Origin of the sequence: Undibacterium sp. TJN25, assembly GCF_049339885.1 — a bacterium.
GTDB lineage: Bacteria > Pseudomonadota > Gammaproteobacteria > Burkholderiales > Burkholderiaceae_D > Undibacterium.
This window is the reverse complement of record NZ_JBMPPM010000006.1, coordinates 26,644-42,668: the sequence shown is the minus strand read 5'-3', so window position 1 is coordinate 42,668 and position 16,025 is coordinate 26,644. Positions and strand designations below refer to the sequence as shown.

Below are 16,025 nucleotides of genomic sequence, written 5' to 3'. Positions count from 1 at the left end.
TGGACGCCTGCAAACAGCAGTAAACGAGGAGGAAGCGGATAGTGAAGGAATAGTCAGGGCACCCAAAACGCAAAACCTGCAAACGCATACTGCGGCGCCGGGCAGCGCACCCAAGCCTGGCGCCCGCAAAAGACCGCAGCGCCGGACAATTGCAGGCATGACCGGAAGGATGCACAAATTGTCAATGTTTTCTTGATCAGGAGAAACGCCAGTAAAACTCGCGACAACTGTTATTCCGGTATCATGTTTGTGCAAGCACGGAACAAGTTGGTGCGCCAGGTAACAGACTTGGCGCTGCAACTGGTGCATTCTTTTGATGCGTGCTGCAGAGAAACAAAAGAGAAGATGAAACGTCTAGCCGATTTACCACGAATAAATCGTTGTGAAAACGCGACAAATTTGACAAAATGTTACTTTAGCAATTTAACAGTTTTCGTACGTAAGCCGTTCCTATGGCAGAATGTAGGCTTAAGACCATGTCTGCCTCACAATAAAAGTTTCTTGCCCACTATTGTTTGCCAGTGCCTGTTTAAGTAAGTTGAAACAAGAATGTCATCAGGACGTGGTAGTATCGCTTTTAGTAATTTTTAGTAATTTAAGTAATAATTTTGCAGTTTAGTTGCGCAGTCCATCTGCGGTAATCTCACCCGAGAGGAGAAATATGAAAAATTTAGCAAAGCTCGTTATCGCAGCGTCGGCCCTGGTTGCCATTTCTGCATCAGCTCAAGTAATCACTGACATCCAAGCTAACAAGCCAACTAGCGCTTATGTGCAAGATGGCCGTGGCGTTATTGCTCGTGACCCATTCGGTCTGTGCTGGCGCACAGGCTACTGGACACCAGCTGACGCGGTTCCAGGTTGCGACGCTCCATTGGTCAAACCAGCCGCACCAGCTCCAGAGCCAGCACCTGCTCCAGCTCCGGTAGCAGCACCAGCTCCAGTAGTGGCACCAGCGCCAACTTCAGAAAAAGTCACTTTCGCAGCTGATGCGTTCTTTGATTTCGACAAAGCGGTTCTGAAGCCAGAAGCTAAAGTTAAACTGGACGACATGGCATCCAAACTGAAAGGTATCAACCTGGAAGTAGTGATCGCTGTTGGTCATACTGACTCCGTCGGTTCCGATGCTTACAACCAAAAACTGTCGGTACGCCGTGCAGAAGCTGTTAAAGCTTACCTGGTAAGCGCTGGTATCGAAGCGAACCGTGTCTACACTGAAGGCAAGGGCAAAAAACAACCAGTTGCTGATAACAAAACAGCAGCCGGCCGTGCTCAAAACCGTCGCGTAGAGATCGAAGTAGTTGGTACACGCAACGCAAACTAATCAGTGAAGTAATTAGCTGGTAGTAAAAAAACCCCGCCACGGCGGGGTTTTTCTTTGCGCGCTGCCTTTCCCTGCCCGGCGTGACGATTCCTGCTGCACCCGCGTGGCGATTCCCCTACAATGTCGTAAATCGGGATTTGCCTTTGCCGTTTCACAGCAGCAAAAGCAGCCATTGCAACCAACGCACAGCAAAGCCTTCACACACTATGTCTACCGTCAACGCCGATCCAGCAGAAATCCAGAAATTCAGCGACCTCGCCCACCGCTGGTGGGACCCGACGTCCGAATTCAAGCCGCTGCATGAAATCAACCCGCTGCGGCTGGAATGGATCAACGCCCGCGTAGCGCTGGCCGGCAAGAATGTCATCGACGTCGGCTGCGGCGGCGGCATCCTGGCAGAATCCATGGCCAGAAAAGGCGCCAAGGTCACCGGCATCGACCTGTCCGACAAGGCACTGAAAGTCGCCGACCTGCACGGCCTGGAATCCGGCGTGCAGGTACGTTATGAAAAAATCGCCGCCGAAGATATGGCCGCGCGTGAAGCCGGCCAGTATGACGTTGTCACCTGCATGGAAATGCTGGAACACGTGCCCGACCCTGCTTCCGTCATCAAGGCTTGCACCGCACTGGTGAAACCGGGCGGCAAGGTCTTCTTTTCCACGCTCAACCGCAACCTCAAGTCCTACCTGTTTGCCGTCATCGGCGCAGAATACCTGCTGCAGCTGCTGCCCAAGGGCACGCACGACTACGCCAAATTCATCACGCCGGCAGAGCTCAGCCAGGATATCCGCAACGCCGGCCTGCAGCTGGATGCGATGAAAGGCATGAGCTACAACCCGCTGACGCAGATCTATTCTCTAAACCAGGACACCAGCGTCAACTACATGGTGGCCTGCACGCGCCCTGCCTGATCCTACTCCAGACACTCGCCGCCCCCGCCATCCGCCCGGCAATGAGCCAGTATTAACACCCGGCGCAGGACATGCTCCTGCGCCCACCCTGAACACATCATGCAAAACCCAAAAGCAATCTTGTTTGACCTGGACGGCACCCTGGCCGATACCGCGCCCGACCTCGCCGCGGCCCTGAATAAAATGCGCGAAGCCCGGCACCTGTTGCCGGCCGCCTACGAAAGCCTGCGCCAGTACGCCTCCGCCGGGGCGCGCGGCCTGATCGGCGCCGGTTTCGGCATCACGCCGGAGAGCAAGGAATACGAAGCGCTGAAGGTAGAGTTCCTGAACAACTACGAGTCCGCCATCAACGTGCACAGCCGCCTGTTTGAAAACGTGTCTGCATTGCTGAAAGGCCTGGATGAGCTGGGCGTGCCCTGGGGCATTGTCACCAACAAAGCGGCCCGCTTCACTGACCCGCTGGTGCCGCTGCTGGGCCTGCAGCACAGCGCCTGCACCGTTTCCGGCGACACCACGCCGCACGCCAAACCGCACCCCGCACCGTTGCTGGAAGCCGCCAAGCGGCTGGATATTGCCCCGGGCAATTGCTGGTACATAGGCGACGACCTGCGCGATATCCAGGCCGGCTACGCCGCAGGCATGGTCACCATCGCCGCCGCCTGGGGCTACTGCGGCGCCACCGAACCCACGCACTGGAAGGCAGACGCCATCATGGACAGCCCGCTGGAACTGCTGGAATTCATCCGCGCCAAGCTGGACCGCTAAAAACAAACAAAACCGCACCGCAATAAAACAGGCAAACGAGGCAGACAAGCTTCGTTTTTCAACAAAACTGTTGCATTGCAAAACAATTTTTTGATTACATCAGGAAACTAAAGTAACACTTGGTAACAATTCTCCTATACACTCCAATTCAAATAATTCAATATTTCTTTGGGAGAAATGCATGAACCTGGAAAAGACCTGGTACGAAGCGTCGCCATACATCTATGGCATCGTCGGCATTATCGCCCTGGTGCTGGCCGATTCCAAAATCGCCTATGTCTGCGCCGCCATGCTGCTCTCCTCCGCCCTCACCATCGTCACGCTGCGCCAGCATTACCGCAAAGCCGAACGCGAAAGCATCCGCGGCTAAACGCCTGCCGGAGCAAAAGACAAAACGAGGGCCGCGCTTGAAAAGCACGGCCCTCGCCCCATCTGCAATGACATCAGTGTTACAATGAAGACCTGTTTTGGGGACGACCTGGTTTCGACGTGGGTTGCAAAGCAGCGCAGGGCATACCGAGGCCAGACTACCTCGTAAATACAATCTGAACTTTATAACTGCAAACGATAACTCGTACGCATTAGCCGCTTAATACCGGTTAACTCTACACTACTTCTTCCCTAGGGTAGGCTGGCAACAGCAGTAGAGTCATTCATAGGGAATCGTCTCAAGTCGGGTCACTTGGCTTGGGACTAAATAATAGGTGACTCGCCTGTCCGCAGCGTGCGCGTCCGCGTCGTACAGGTTAAATCAAATGGCAGCGCTAAGTATGTAGAACTGTCTGTAGAGTGCTTGCGGACGCGGGTTCGATTCCCGCCGTCTCCACCATTAATTAGTTTTAAGAGTTCCAAAGATGTCCAAAAAGCCGTATTTCTCTCTATGAGGATGCGGCTTTTTTGTCTTATACGGTCCAATCAATATCATTGACATCTAGCATTGGTGGGGGCAACATTGGGGGCAACTCCTCTGACACCATAAACAGTTGCCCCCATGCCCTTATCTGACACAGCAATACGAAATGCCAAGCCTGGCGACAAGCCGATCCGGATGTATGATACTGGCAGCCTGTACCTCGAGATCGCCCCATCAGGTGGGAAATGGTGGCGCCTCAAATATCGCGTGGATGGAAAAGAAAAAAGGATCTCACTCGGGGTCTATCCCGACGTGTCCCTCAAAGACGCGCGTGAAAAACGTGACGCCGCCCGAAAACAACTCGCAAATGATGTTGACCCAGGGGAATATCGGAAAGCCGCCAAATCGTCAAACGTCCTGGACGGGGAAAATGGATTTGAGGTGGTTGGCCGCGAATGGTTTGTAAAGTTCGCGCCAAATTGGGTCGAAACCCATTCGGACAAGATCATCCGCCGGCTTGAGCGTGACGTTTTCCCCTGGTTAGGAAAACGCCCTATCCAGGAAATCACGGCCCCAGAGATTCTCGCAATGCTGCGCAGAATCGAGGAGCGAGGTGCGCTGGAGACGGCCCACAGGGCTTTGCAGAATTGCAGTCAGGTATTTAGATATGCCATCGCAACTGGGCGTGCGGTACGCGATCCCGCTGCAGATCTGCGCGGTGCCCTGCCCCCAGCCAGGGCAAAGCATCATGCGTCCATTACTGATCCCAAATTGATTGGTGCGCTACTTCGCGCAATAAAAGGCTACGAAGGCTCACTAGTGACCAAATGTGCGTTGCAGATAGCGCCTCTGACTTTTGTTAGACCCGGCGAGTTACGCAAAGCCGAATGGAGCGAAATCAATTTTGATGAAGCAGAATGGCGCATTCCCGCTGAGAGAATGAAAATGCGAGAAAAGCACGTCGTTCCTCTTTCGAAACAAGTGCTCGCCCTCTTGCGCGAACTTCACCCTTTGACTGGGCATGGGAAATATGTTTTTCCCGGCGCTAGAACCAATGGACGACCAATGAGCGAAAACACGGTAAATGCAGGGCTTCGCCGTCTGGGATACTCCAACGACGAAATGACAGGTCACGGCTTTCGCAGCATGGCATCCACACTTTTGAATGAGCAAGGATGGAATCGAGACGCGATCGAACGCCAACTTGCTCATGCAGAACGTGATGCAATTAGAGCTGCGTATAACTACGCAGAACATTTACCGGAGAGGCGCCGCATGATGCAAGCGTGGGCAGACTTCCTTGAAAGTTTGTCGTTGTCGACAGAATTAACGTCGTTTAAAACCAAGGCGGCTTAATTTTGGTCTGAATCTTTTGTCTTTTTTGCGAGAGAGCCATATTTTTGTGTGGGGGGGGGGTAACGGACTTCATGCAAGGTAGCCGATTTTCGCCATCGCCTTGTCAGACACAGCGAAACAATTGCGAAATGAGAGGTCTAAGCGCGTAGTGGATATTTCTCTTCGTTATAATTAAGCTCCAAAAGAAGAATGAACTACCATGAGCCGGAACTACATTGACCTAACTTGTCCAAATTGTAGGAAACTTGTTCTTCAGATACCAGTTGAAACGCGACCGATTCAGAAACAACAATACATTTGCACTTCTTACAGTCGTAAAATCAAGATAGCTAAATTGATGACCAGTGACGGCAATACATTTCAGGCTTACGCACGCCAAAACAGCTCAAATGCGCAAATGCCAATCTATGATTATCGGAGCTAACCATAGCACGTGATACTCAGTTTCATCTCCTCAACTTAAGTGCGATGAAGCTTACCGTCCAGCACGTTAGCGGGACAGAGCAGTCATGGTAACGAGCTTGAGGCGCGAACTCGACTGGAGACCGCGTAGTCCGATTTCCCAACCAAAGCGAGACGCTTTAACGGTCCTATAACCGAACGCGGGCGGAATGCCATACAGCTCCAACATTGAAGTAGTAATCGTGATGGCACCAGCTTAAACCGCACCAGTATGCCCACTATTTAGTGATATTTCACTAATTGCGCGGAATTAAAGTAATACTGTATATTTACACAGCATTTCCCGAGATTACTTTACCTTGGCATTTCTGCCCATTGCAATCGCTGAAGAGTGCTATTAAAACAACGGCAACCATAATATCCGTGCAGACGTCTGCACATCAATCTGAACATAGTGGCAACATGCCTACTGGGGACACTCTCCAGTTAATTTACTACGTTGGAGCAGGGGAAATTTCCCACTGGTGAAAGTCTCCAGTTATAATTGATTACATGAAAAAGAACACTATATCGGAAGGCGTTCAGGCGCACTTTTCAGGACACGAGACATTTCCACTCCGTCAAATGTGGCTAAAAAAAGCCTTTGACCAAGCGAAATCAGATGGCGTCATCCTAAAATCAACATTCACCGACGACAATGCGATCGCTGAGTTCGGCGTCGGCAAAAACATGGTCGCCTCGATCCGACATTGGGCATTGGCGTGCAACGTGATGACAGAGGAAGATGCGCCGAGTAGTGCCTACAAAGTCACCGATACCGCCAACGCCATCTTGAAAGACGGCGGCTTGGATCCCTACTCAGAGAACCCCACCACGGCTTGGTATGCGCATTGGTGGCTCGCGGGAAAAGGTAACCGGGCGACCACATGGAAGTGGATCTTCAACCATGTCACCACTCCGACATTCTCGCGTGAGGACCTCGAAGCTCCATTGGCCGAATATGCACGAAGCTTGGATCCCAATCGCAAGCTCTCTCCGGCGACCCTGTCGCGCGATATCGAAACGTGCCTTCGCGGCTATGCTCCACGGTCCGCAGGCAGCTCCCCCGAGGATTACGCCGAACCCATGCTTGGCGAATTGGGACTGATCTTTGAGGAGCGCAAAGGCCACTTCGCCTTCCGTCGAGGTCCGAAGGCCACGCTGCACGACGGAATGTTCACTTACGCGCTTTTGGATTTTTGGGAATCGGCTGCGCCGGGACTAAGCTCACTCGCCTTTGAAGCCATCGCTTTCGGCGAAGGATCGCCCGGACGCGTATTCAAACTCGATGAAGACTCGATCGCCGAGCGTCTTCTTGCGCTTGAGGACCTCACTCGCGGCGCGCTTTCTTGGACCGACACGGCAGGCCTGAGGCAAGTTCATCGCAACATCAACAAGACTAAAAACCTCAGCGAACGCATGATCGAGAAGGCCTATGCCTAACCCAAAAAACACCAAACTCGCGGACATCGTCCACGTCTCACGGCATTATCAACGGTCAATACGCATCGATATCGATCTTGGCCGTCCCGACGCCTTGGATGGCTACATCTGCCATGGAACAGCGACGGCAGTTTTAAGCAGCATGAGCAAGCAACTGCTGGAGAGCAATCAGCGCGCATTCACTTGGACCGGTCCCTTCGGTGGCGGCAAGTCGTCGCTGGCGGTGGCGTTCGCGAGCGCTCTTGGTTCGGACAAACATTTACGCGCAAAAGCTCGCGATGTACTGAAGCTGGAAGGTATCCCGTCATTTGATCAAGCCTTACCCTGCCGCAAGGGTTGGTTGACCATCCCCATCGTTGGCAAAAGAGTAAGCGTCGTATCCGAGCTCGCCAAAGGTTTACGTCACGCGCAGGGGTTTAGCCATGACGGACGAAAAACAAATCCTTCGACTCTAATTTCCGACATCTGCGAAGCTGCCGAGTCCAAGAAGAGTGACGGCGTCCTGATCATCATCGATGAGATGGGCAAGTTCCTCGAAGCCTCCGCACTAGGTGTGGGCGACGACGTTTATTTCTTCCAGGAGCTTGCAGAAGCTGCGGCTCGGACCTCAGGAAAGGTTGTCGTCATTGGCATCCTTCACCAATCATTCAGCCAATATGCCGCCCGGCTTGGCATCGGGACTCGCGACGACTGGGTCAAAGTGCAAGGTCGATACTCCGACATTCCCTTAGTCGCTGCGAGCGACGAGGTTGTCGAGTTGATTGGACGCGCCATCCATGCTGAAGTCACTGCCACCTGGATGATGCCTGCATCCATTGAGATCGCGGACTCCATCCGCGCGCGACGCCCTGCTGTGGGCGATAGCTTCTCCAAAAGTCTGTACGCCTGCTGGCCACTGCATCCGGCCATGGCAGCTCTGCTAGGCCCGATCTCCAAACGCCAATTTGGACAAAATGAGCGTAGCACATTCGGTTTTTTGGCTTCGGTTGAGCCGTCTGGATTTCGTTCCTATTTAGAATCCACACTACAACTTCAATCATCCTGGTATCGCCCTAACGATTATTGGGACTACCTGCGCGCCAACTTGGAACCAGCCATCCTATCCTCCCCGGATGGCCACCGCTGGGCTCAGGCTGTGGAGGCCGTCGAGCGCGCCGAAGCAAAAACTACCGATGCACTGCATGTCGAGCTCATCAAAAACATTGCAGTGATCGATCTTTTCCGCAATGGATCTGGGCTTGCGGCAGAATCAAAAGTTCTTAAATCACTGTTCTATGGTCACACGCTTGATCAGGTCGAAACTGCCCTGGAGCAGCTGTCCAATTGGCGAGTCATCCTATTCAAAAAACACATCGGAGCATGGTCCGTCTTTGAGGGCAGCGATTTCGATATTGACAATGCCATTTCGCAAGCTCAGGCTGGCATGTCTGGTGTCGACTTCTCCCTGCTTGAGAGCCTAACCAACCTCTACCCTGTCATCGCAAAAAGGCACTATCACGAAACAGGCACAATGCGGTGGATGAACATGGCGCTTTGCCGTTTGGACGACGTCCAACGTACCGCCACCAAGTTCAAGCCCCATAACGGCGAATTCGGCCTATTTCTTCTAGCGTTGCCCGGATCAAATACAAACAACAAGGCTGTGGTCCGCAAATGCCACGAACATTCAAGAATGCAGCCATGGCCTGTAGTCATTGGAATACCACGCAATCATGCGAAGATCGAAGACCTTGGCTCTGAGCTCCTCGCGCTCCAAATTGTCCAGTCGCGCCACGAACTCAATGGCGATCCCGTCGCACGCCGGGAGGTCCAAGCTCGAATTTCGTCGGTTCGCGCGCATTTGGAAGAACAGCTTCGCGAAGCAGTGACTAATGCGCGATGGATTGCTGGCGAGGATGAGATCGATACCAGCGGGCGTCTATCTCCTATTGCGTCGAACCTGGCCGATACCGTCTACCCTTCCGCTCCCGAACTATGGAGCGAGTTGTTGAACCGTGATAGCCCTTCAAGCAACAGTGTCAAAGCTCGCCGCGACCTACTCTACTGCATGCTCGACCATGAAGAGGAAGAAAATCTCGGCATTGCGGGATATCCTGCCGAACGAGGCCTCTACGAGACGTTGCTTCGAACCACGGGCTTGCATCGGCAGGACTCCGATGGAACGTGGCGCCTCTTGCCTCCAGATGATCAGCACGCATCGACTTTTTCCCCTCTTTGGAATGTGACACGCAAGCTCTTCGTCGATTCGAACACCAGGGTGAAGGTCTCTGAAATACATGACCTTTGGGCAACACCTCCTTATGGGGTCCGCAGAGGCGTCATGCCGGTGATCTTTACAGCGTTCCTGCTTGCCCATAAAGGCAATCTTGCCCTGTATAAGGATGGCATGTTTATTCCACGCGTAACCGATGCGGACATTGACGAATACCTTCAAGATTCCTCGCGCTTTTCTATGCGCTGGATTTTGATCGACCAAGAAAAGGCAAGCATCCTTTCAGGCATCTCCGACATTCTTACCGAAGTAGGAGCTTCTGCCAATACTCGCGACCCGTTGGAAGCCGCGCGCGGCCTCGTGGCTTTGGTCTTTGGCTTGCCGGCATGGAGCCAACGTACCCATACTATCAGCGACATCGCTCGGGACGTTCGCGACACGTTGCTCAAAGCCAGCGATCCTCATAAGGTTTTGTTCATCGACCTGGCTGCACTTCTTGAAAACAAAGGAGGTAGATCCTATGTCGAGTCCCTTCGAAGCCCTATCATCGAGATCGCACGGGCCTATGACAACTTGCTTGCACGCATCGAGACTTCAATGCTTGAGGCCCTCGATGCTCCCGCCGATAGGTTAGATCGTTTGCGCGCTCGCGCAGAAGTTTTGAATGGAGTGGCTGGCGACCTCCGCCAAGATGCTTTCGCAGCGCGATTAGCAAAACATAACGGAAGCAAGGAAAGCATCGAAGGAATTCTGAGCCTTGCTGCAAATAAACCTCCGCGCGACTGGAACGATCGTGATATTGACCACGCTCTTTTGGATATCGCACAAGCTGCCCTTCGATTCCGGCAAGCCGAAGCCTTTGTATCGGTCAAAGGCCGCAAGCCGACAAGCGAAGCATTCGCCGTTGTCATCGGTGCCGGTGCTCAAACCCGCACCATCTCTCGTTCGTTTTCCATCCCCGATCGACATCGCGACGCTGTCGAGTCGATGGCCGAAAAATTGGCCACGACCCTATTGGCTGAAGGCCACAGTACCGAAATATTGCTCGCTGCCCTGGCGAAAGCGGGAATGCGCTTGACTCTTGAAGACGACGCAAAAATGGAGAAGTCCCATGGCTGAAAAGCATGTTCTAGGAATATCTGGTGGAAAAGACAGCGCGGCCTTGGCCGTTTTCGTACGCCAAAACTACCCTGAGCTCGACGTTGAATATTTTTTCACCGACACTGGAAAAGAACTGCCCGAGGTATATGAGTTCCTAGGCCGTCTTGAAGGTTTTCTTGGCAAGCCAATTGCTAGGCTAAACCCGCGTCGCGACTTCGATTTCTGGCTGCGCGAATACAAACACTTTCTGCCATCGGCTCAAACACGCTGGTGCACCAGACAGTTGAAGCTTGCACCATTCGAACAATGGATTCGACCTATGCTGGCCGCAGGGGATACAGTCACAACTTATGTCGCAATCCGCGCCGACGAGGAATATCGAGAAGGCTATACATCAAAGCATGAGAACTTGAAAGTTCGCCTTCCTTTCCGCGAGGGTGGAATCGACAAGAAGGGGGTGATGGATATATTAGAATCGTCCGGCGTCGGCGTCCCAAAATATTATGACTGGCGCTCACGCAGCGGTTGCACGTTTTGCTTTTTCCAGCAAAAAATTGAATGGGTGCGACTCAAAGAACGCCATCCTGATGCCTTCGAGGAGGCCAAGCAATACGAGAAGAACGCGTTAGAACATGGTTCCCCATTTACCTGGACCCAAGGAGAGCCGCTGAATGAATTAGAAAAACCCGCCCGCGTAATTCAAATCCTCACTGACTTTGAACGCCGTAAGCAAAGAGATCTAGCCAACCGTCCGATCAATCCTTTGCGCCCCATCGAAACTCTTGAGGACATTGACGACATCTATGGTGACGACGAAGGCAATGGCGCATGTGTGGTTTGCCATAAGTAAATCACCGCAACCGTAACCAAGTTTCAGAAAATCGTACACACAATGGCGACGAACCCATCGAACTCCTCCAGAAAATGTTGTTTTTATTTTACAGATTTCGCGGAGCGCAACTGCCAACGCTTCCAGGAAATGAAACATGGAGCCGCTAAATGTGAAGTAATCTGCGGCGCTCCTTCCCCCACCATTTCGATTTCTTCAGCTTGAGTCCTCGGCAAGCGTGACGAACTGCGGGTAATCACCTCACGCTGCTGCGTCGCATTCGGCGTACTGAAAACGCAGAGCGCCATCATTTCCATCACTACGTTTATAGGCTATTACACATACGCCTATTTAGAACGAATTCAAATAAGTGTCGAGAGTAGAAATACTGAACGTCATCGCGCCGTCTTCACGATTCAACAGAGCCATATGGGTTCCAGCAATTGTCATAGTCGCTTTCTTGATCGTTCTAGGCGTCTCGTCGTTACCGAACTTAACAAATAACTCAAGCTCACAATTGCCTAGCGGCCAAGCGCCGATTTCGAATCCACTCTTGCTCACGGGCGAGTACAAAACATCCTTTTCCAGAACCTGTCCAGGCCCCACTGCAAAATCCGAAAATGGTCGGATCTTTCCGTCTTGACGAAAGTTACATGCTTTGTAAAGCATTCGCGTAGTGGCCGTGCGAACATGGATAATGATCCATTCTACAATCGCCACGCCACGACCGGAGTTATACACTGTCAATGGCGTAGCTAATTGAAACGCTCTTTCTCCAAGTATCGGAGAAAGAAAGTCTACACTGCCCCAAAGCACCTCGCAGTTGGCGGAAAGTCGAACGGTCAATGCTTCAGGATAGGCGGTTGTTATCCAATGTAATAACCATCCATCGAAGCCCTTGCGTTCCACGCGACTCCCACTTACCGATCCAGTAATCAATTTTGCTGCGCAAATATCAACTAACGACGCCCGAACAGGCAGTGGAACAGTGTCGATCCCTGAGTTGATCAAATATCGATCCAACTTGGTAATTGCCTGTTCCATCAAATCCTGCACTACGACTGACGTGGGTGTCGGAACCGATACTCCCTCCAAATCATTGCCGCTCAATGCTCCTGCAGAAACCAGACCTGCGAGTCGCAGTTCATAATGGTCCGCGCCTTTTTCTGCTCTTAGATCTGCGCACCACTTTTTTACGTCTGCGCGACCAATTGGATTCTTTGAAGACTTGACTTGAACAGCCGTTTTTCGCCCCTCATACTCCCAGAGAAGGTCGACCTTGTCATTATCCGAGTCCGGCTCAATGGTCACAGCGATCCAATTAGAGTCTGCCTCCAAAGCATCCAACAGACAAATTAGAGTCTGAATGGCAAATCCTCTGATGGCCTCACGCCCGCCCACGGATTAGCCCTCTTCCGCTTCAAAGAAATCCTTGGCCATACGCCCCCAGCTCTCGCGTACCTCTTCTAAGTTCGACCTAATCCGCGGACTGCCGGCCTCATCTTCTAATCGCGCCCAAGCAATCATCATGGACAATACTTCTCTAGCAAGCGGGTTGATATCGTCTGTCTTACTGAACTCCGAAAAAACCTTAGAATGAATTTCGTGACGAGTATTGAACGTCAATACGATAACGCCACCCGAAGCCGCTACGTCGAACATAGCCGATGTAGGTAAATCCGCATGTCGAATTCGAAATTTAGTATGCCTCTTTACGTAATCGACAGCTATATTGCGCGCTTCTTTTGTTTCGACACCATCATCAACTATGTCAGCGGTTAGCTTTTCGGTACGTGCCTCTTCCGGTTCATCCTCTTGCTTGTCACTCAATCCCGTATTGCCGATTCGCTCACGTCGCTTTTTGACCGACTCAGTCGCAATTTTCTCGATTGTAGAAGCTAGCGTTTCAACACGGCTCGCGATTGTGTCCCCTTCTCGCATCTTTGCAACCGCTCGACGCAGTGATTTGAGTAGTTTTTCTATTTCTTCACTGATTGCGTACATAGGCAATCGTGGGTCACCTTCTTGCTCCAATTGTCGCTTATAGTCGACAACCGACATATTTTCAGCATCGGCATCATCTGACAAGATCATTCGTAGAAATCCAGTCGCTGCCTGCTTGTTGTTAGTAACACCAAATATTTCATCAAGTGCGGGTGGAAACTCCACTTCAATTCCCCACCAACGCTCCCGATGATCGACAACCTCAAACGACTTACTTAGCTCAAGCTCTCGATCCGCGCGCAACAATGAAACGCCTTGATTACGCTTGGCATGTTTTCCTATCGGCGCGCCTCCCCCGCTAGCACGCACCTCCGGCTTGCAAATTGAAGCTCGCACGAGCACGTCATGCACATTCTCACGAAATCCGACGGAAATTCTTACAGTGGCTTCGAAAGGTTCAAAGGCCTGCTTTTGGTCGTATGGAGATGGCGAATTAGTACCCGTCATAAGGTACATTGGATCATTTGGCCGAACGAAGCTTTCCCAACGAGAAACGGGCTCTGTTTCTACATTGTCATATGCCGAAAGTCTGATTTGAACACGTTTGCTGTTGATGAATCTACGATAAATTCGCCCAGAAATAAATTCGACGTGACGCAGTAGCGTCGTACTCTGCTTCCACGTTATTCGATCTAATTTACTCCAAACAACTAAGGTCCCGCTCTTCGATATCCCATTCATGAAGAGGCGTAGCCACTTTGAAGGAATAGTAGTTGATGTCGGCTCCGGAACCTCTATTAGCTCGCCTCTACGAATTTCATCAACATCAAGATAGGAATAAATGACTTGACCATTCTGCCAGCTCCACACTTCTACGCGCTCACCCTGCGATATGGATGAGTTTGGCAGGCCCATGCCAAATTTACCGATTCCTGATTGGTTCTTACGATCCAGCCTTGAACCGTTACCAAATTGAAGCGCTTTTCTCAGCGTCTCGACGGACATGCCACCAGCGTTGTCGAGCACGGCTATCTTGGCTATAGAGGGGCGCTTAGACGATGATTTAGCCTCTTCAACGCAGATAACTTCCACCTGCGTTACCTCATTAGTTGACTCGAGCCCAGACTGAACCGAATTATCGATAAGCTCCGCCAGGGCGTGCGCTGTATCACGATACCCGGAGCTACGCATTGCTGAAATTGACAGATTCTGAGGTATTACTGGAAATGACATATTGAACTCCTATGGGCGCATCCGATCCCAACGATCGAGATTTTCAACAAGACGGAGATATCCGGGTACAGGATCCTGGACAGCGTAAACTTTGAGGGGCTTTTGCGGGATTCCGCGAAAAGTAACAAGGCGCCCAACCATTTCATGTAAAAGTGCTCCTGAGGTCGTCGGTAGTGCAATTACTACGGCAGTTATACCTTGCACGCTCGAAGAAGAGACGAGCGCTCCGTGAATGCAAAGGACTTGTTTCTGATGATCGCCTTCAAATCTAGCCATCTCCTGAATACGTCGTTCTGGTGGCATTTCACCGGTCACTGCTGCGGCGGGCGTGCCCTTAAGCCCAAGTAACCCTGCGAACATGCGTGCCTGCAGGGCAGTTGTTGCATAAAATACAATTCTATCTTCCTCTTTGGAAATGTCTAATAATTTATCTAGTAAAAATTTGTTGCGATCAACATTTGAAGCTAAGTAATTGGCAACAACTTCTGGAAGCGAAATTGGGTCATCTACGTCGCTCAATTCCTTTATCGGCGATGGAACTCGAAAAAGGTTGATCGGATCTATTCCGCAACTTAGACGGAGTGCGGATAGTGGATCAATGTCATCAATTTCTACAACAACACCATTGAAAGCATCGAAAGTAACCTTTATCGGCGTATTTGCTTCAGTAGCAGGGCCTGGCGTCGCAGATATACCGACGATATTGAACTTCCCTCCCGCTGAGCTCATTTTACTAATGATGCGTTTGATCTCTGGAAGTACTATATGTTCAGCGTCGGCAAGAACAAGGCATCTCAAGCGCCTGCCAAAACTTGCAAGCGACTCATCAACGTTTACTCCGTTGCGGGCCCACGTCATGAAAGCACCTTCAAGACTCTTTATATCAGCAACGACTAACGCATTACTTACCGAGTCGAGCGGAGAAATTTTTCTTCCTCCGTACAGCCTATATGCAGTGACGTCTCGCAAGCCAAACTGGTTCCATACTGTCTCAATTTCCCGAAAAGCTTCCTCGCACAGACAGGTGTCGGACGCCAGCCAAAGAACCGTTTTGTCTTCAGAATCTGATCGAAAAGCTTCCAAGACAGCCGTGATTACTGCTCGCAACTTTCCTGCGCCAAAAGGCATGTGGACCAGGACTTTGCTTCCCTCATTTTCAAGAACTCGTCGCAACTGACGATAGGCCGGCTTCTGAAAGAAGCCCAGTTTCTCTTGAGAAGAAATATTGCGCGACAATTCGTCTCTTTGACCGCCATCTTCTGGATATGCAACTCCATACCATTCGAATAATTTTAATGCCGCGGTAGGTCGCTGAAAATTTACACCATTTAGTGACGTCCTTGGGATGTCGCTAGGAATGCTAAGAATATTACACAAGTTACGGACATCGTCATCATGCAAGTGATCGAGAAGCATTTGTCTCGTCACGTCATCCTTCAAGATCGATGCTGGCCCCATTGACATGATAATTAATTCGGCCAATACCTGTGGCGCTAAGGCTTCTTGACCAACGTGAATCAGCAGATCGACAATCTGATTCCCAAGCAGCGGCTGTAGCTTTGCAACGCCCTGTCTAGTCAGATGTTCCTTTAATTTCTCAGACAATTGAACCTCTC

Annotated in this window: 11 protein-coding genes and 1 other RNA gene; 9 read left to right on the top strand and 3 right to left on the bottom strand. The window is 51.3% G+C overall.

The window, feature by feature from the left end; translation table 11 throughout:
• Nucleotides 1–661 precede the first annotated feature (661 nt).
• The 9 genes from ompA (at nt 662) to ACO0LO_RS15740 (ending at nt 11,253) form a co-directional block, all read left to right on the top strand.
• Entirely contained in the window at nt 662–1,321 is a 660-nt protein-coding gene (gene ompA / locus ACO0LO_RS15780) for an outer membrane protein OmpA (RefSeq protein WP_422965200.1), read from the top strand.
• 206 nt (nt 1,322–1,527) lie between these two features.
• On the top strand, nt 1,528–2,232 hold the full coding sequence (gene ubiG / locus ACO0LO_RS15775) for a bifunctional 2-polyprenyl-6-hydroxyphenol methylase/3-demethylubiquinol 3-O-methyltransferase UbiG (RefSeq protein WP_422965199.1): 705 nt from the start codon (nt 1,528–1,530) through the stop codon (nt 2,230–2,232).
• Nucleotides 2,233–2,331: 99 nt separating this feature from the next.
• Complete coding sequence (locus ACO0LO_RS15770) at nt 2,332–2,997, top strand: HAD family hydrolase (RefSeq protein ID WP_422965198.1); 666 nt, start codon at nt 2,332–2,334, stop codon at nt 2,995–2,997.
• A 181-nt stretch (nt 2,998–3,178) separates the two neighbouring features.
• Nucleotides 3,179–3,367: a hypothetical protein gene (locus ACO0LO_RS15765; protein ID WP_422965197.1), complete on the top strand. Its 189-nt coding sequence runs from the start codon at nt 3,179–3,181 to the stop codon at nt 3,365–3,367.
• A 99-nt stretch (nt 3,368–3,466) separates the two neighbouring features.
• Nucleotides 3,467–3,826: a transfer-messenger RNA gene (ssrA, locus tag ACO0LO_RS15760) on the top strand.
• Nucleotides 3,827–3,988: 162 nt separating this feature from the next.
• Nucleotides 3,989–5,206: a tyrosine-type recombinase/integrase gene (locus ACO0LO_RS15755; RefSeq protein ID WP_422965196.1), complete on the top strand. Its 1,218-nt coding sequence runs from the start codon at nt 3,989–3,991 to the stop codon at nt 5,204–5,206.
• A gap of 954 nt (nt 5,207–6,160) precedes the next feature.
• Complete coding sequence (locus ACO0LO_RS15750; protein WP_422965195.1) at nt 6,161–7,090, top strand: DUF4007 family protein; 930 nt, start codon at nt 6,161–6,163, stop codon at nt 7,088–7,090.
• Nucleotides 7,083–10,421, top strand: a complete 3,339-nt coding sequence (locus ACO0LO_RS15745; RefSeq protein WP_422965194.1) for an ATP-binding protein — start codon at nt 7,083–7,085, stop codon at nt 10,419–10,421. Before ACO0LO_RS15750 ends, ACO0LO_RS15745 begins: the two co-directional genes overlap by 8 nt.
• Nucleotides 10,414–11,253: a phosphoadenosine phosphosulfate reductase family protein gene (locus ACO0LO_RS15740; RefSeq protein WP_422965193.1), complete on the top strand. Its 840-nt coding sequence runs from the start codon at nt 10,414–10,416 to the stop codon at nt 11,251–11,253. Before ACO0LO_RS15745 ends, ACO0LO_RS15740 begins: the two co-directional genes overlap by 8 nt.
• A 330-nt stretch (nt 11,254–11,583) precedes the next feature.
• Here the strand turns inward: ACO0LO_RS15740 and ACO0LO_RS15735 are convergent, their stop codons facing one another.
• The 3 genes from ACO0LO_RS15735 to ACO0LO_RS15725 all read right to left on the bottom strand — a co-directional run bounded on the left by ACO0LO_RS15735 (nt 11,584) and on the right by ACO0LO_RS15725 (nt 16,014).
• The gene (locus tag ACO0LO_RS15735; protein WP_422965192.1) at nt 11,584–12,543 is read right to left on the bottom strand and encodes a hypothetical protein; all 960 of its coding nucleotides are present in this window, start codon (nt 12,541–12,543) and stop codon (nt 11,584–11,586) included.
• A 93-nt stretch (nt 12,544–12,636) separates the two neighbouring features.
• The gene (locus tag ACO0LO_RS15730; RefSeq protein WP_422965191.1) at nt 12,637–14,409 is read right to left on the bottom strand and encodes an ATP-binding protein; all 1,773 of its coding nucleotides are present in this window, start codon (nt 14,407–14,409) and stop codon (nt 12,637–12,639) included.
• A 9-nt stretch (nt 14,410–14,418) separates the two neighbouring features.
• Entirely contained in the window at nt 14,419–16,014 is a 1,596-nt protein-coding gene (locus tag ACO0LO_RS15725; protein ID WP_422965190.1) for a DEAD/DEAH box helicase, read from the bottom strand.
• Nucleotides 16,015–16,025: the final 11 nt, after the last annotated feature.

Excerpts from the sequence above, each read along its gene's own strand:
- ACO0LO_RS15770 (WP_422965198.1), top strand. The coding sequence starts at position 2,332 with ATGCAAAACCCAAAAGCAATCTTGTTTGACCTGGACGGCACCCTGGCC.
- ACO0LO_RS15765 (WP_422965197.1), top strand. The coding sequence starts at position 3,179 with ATGAACCTGGAAAAGACCTGGTACGAAGCGTCGCCATACATCTATGGC.
- ACO0LO_RS15740 (WP_422965193.1), top strand. The coding sequence starts at position 10,414 with ATGGCTGAAAAGCATGTTCTAGGAATATCTGGTGGAAAAGACAGCGCG.
- ACO0LO_RS15755 (WP_422965196.1), top strand. The coding sequence starts at position 3,989 with ATGCCCTTATCTGACACAGCAATACGAAATGCCAAGCCTGGCGACAAG.
- ACO0LO_RS15730 (WP_422965191.1), bottom strand. The coding sequence starts at position 14,409 with ATGTCATTTCCAGTAATACCTCAGAATCTGTCAATTTCAGCAATGCGT.
- ACO0LO_RS15745 (WP_422965194.1), top strand. The coding sequence starts at position 7,083 with ATGCCTAACCCAAAAAACACCAAACTCGCGGACATCGTCCACGTCTCA.
- ompA (WP_422965200.1), top strand. The coding sequence starts at position 662 with ATGAAAAATTTAGCAAAGCTCGTTATCGCAGCGTCGGCCCTGGTTGCC.
- ubiG (WP_422965199.1), top strand. The coding sequence starts at position 1,528 with ATGTCTACCGTCAACGCCGATCCAGCAGAAATCCAGAAATTCAGCGAC.
- ACO0LO_RS15750 (WP_422965195.1), top strand. The coding sequence starts at position 6,161 with ATGAAAAAGAACACTATATCGGAAGGCGTTCAGGCGCACTTTTCAGGA.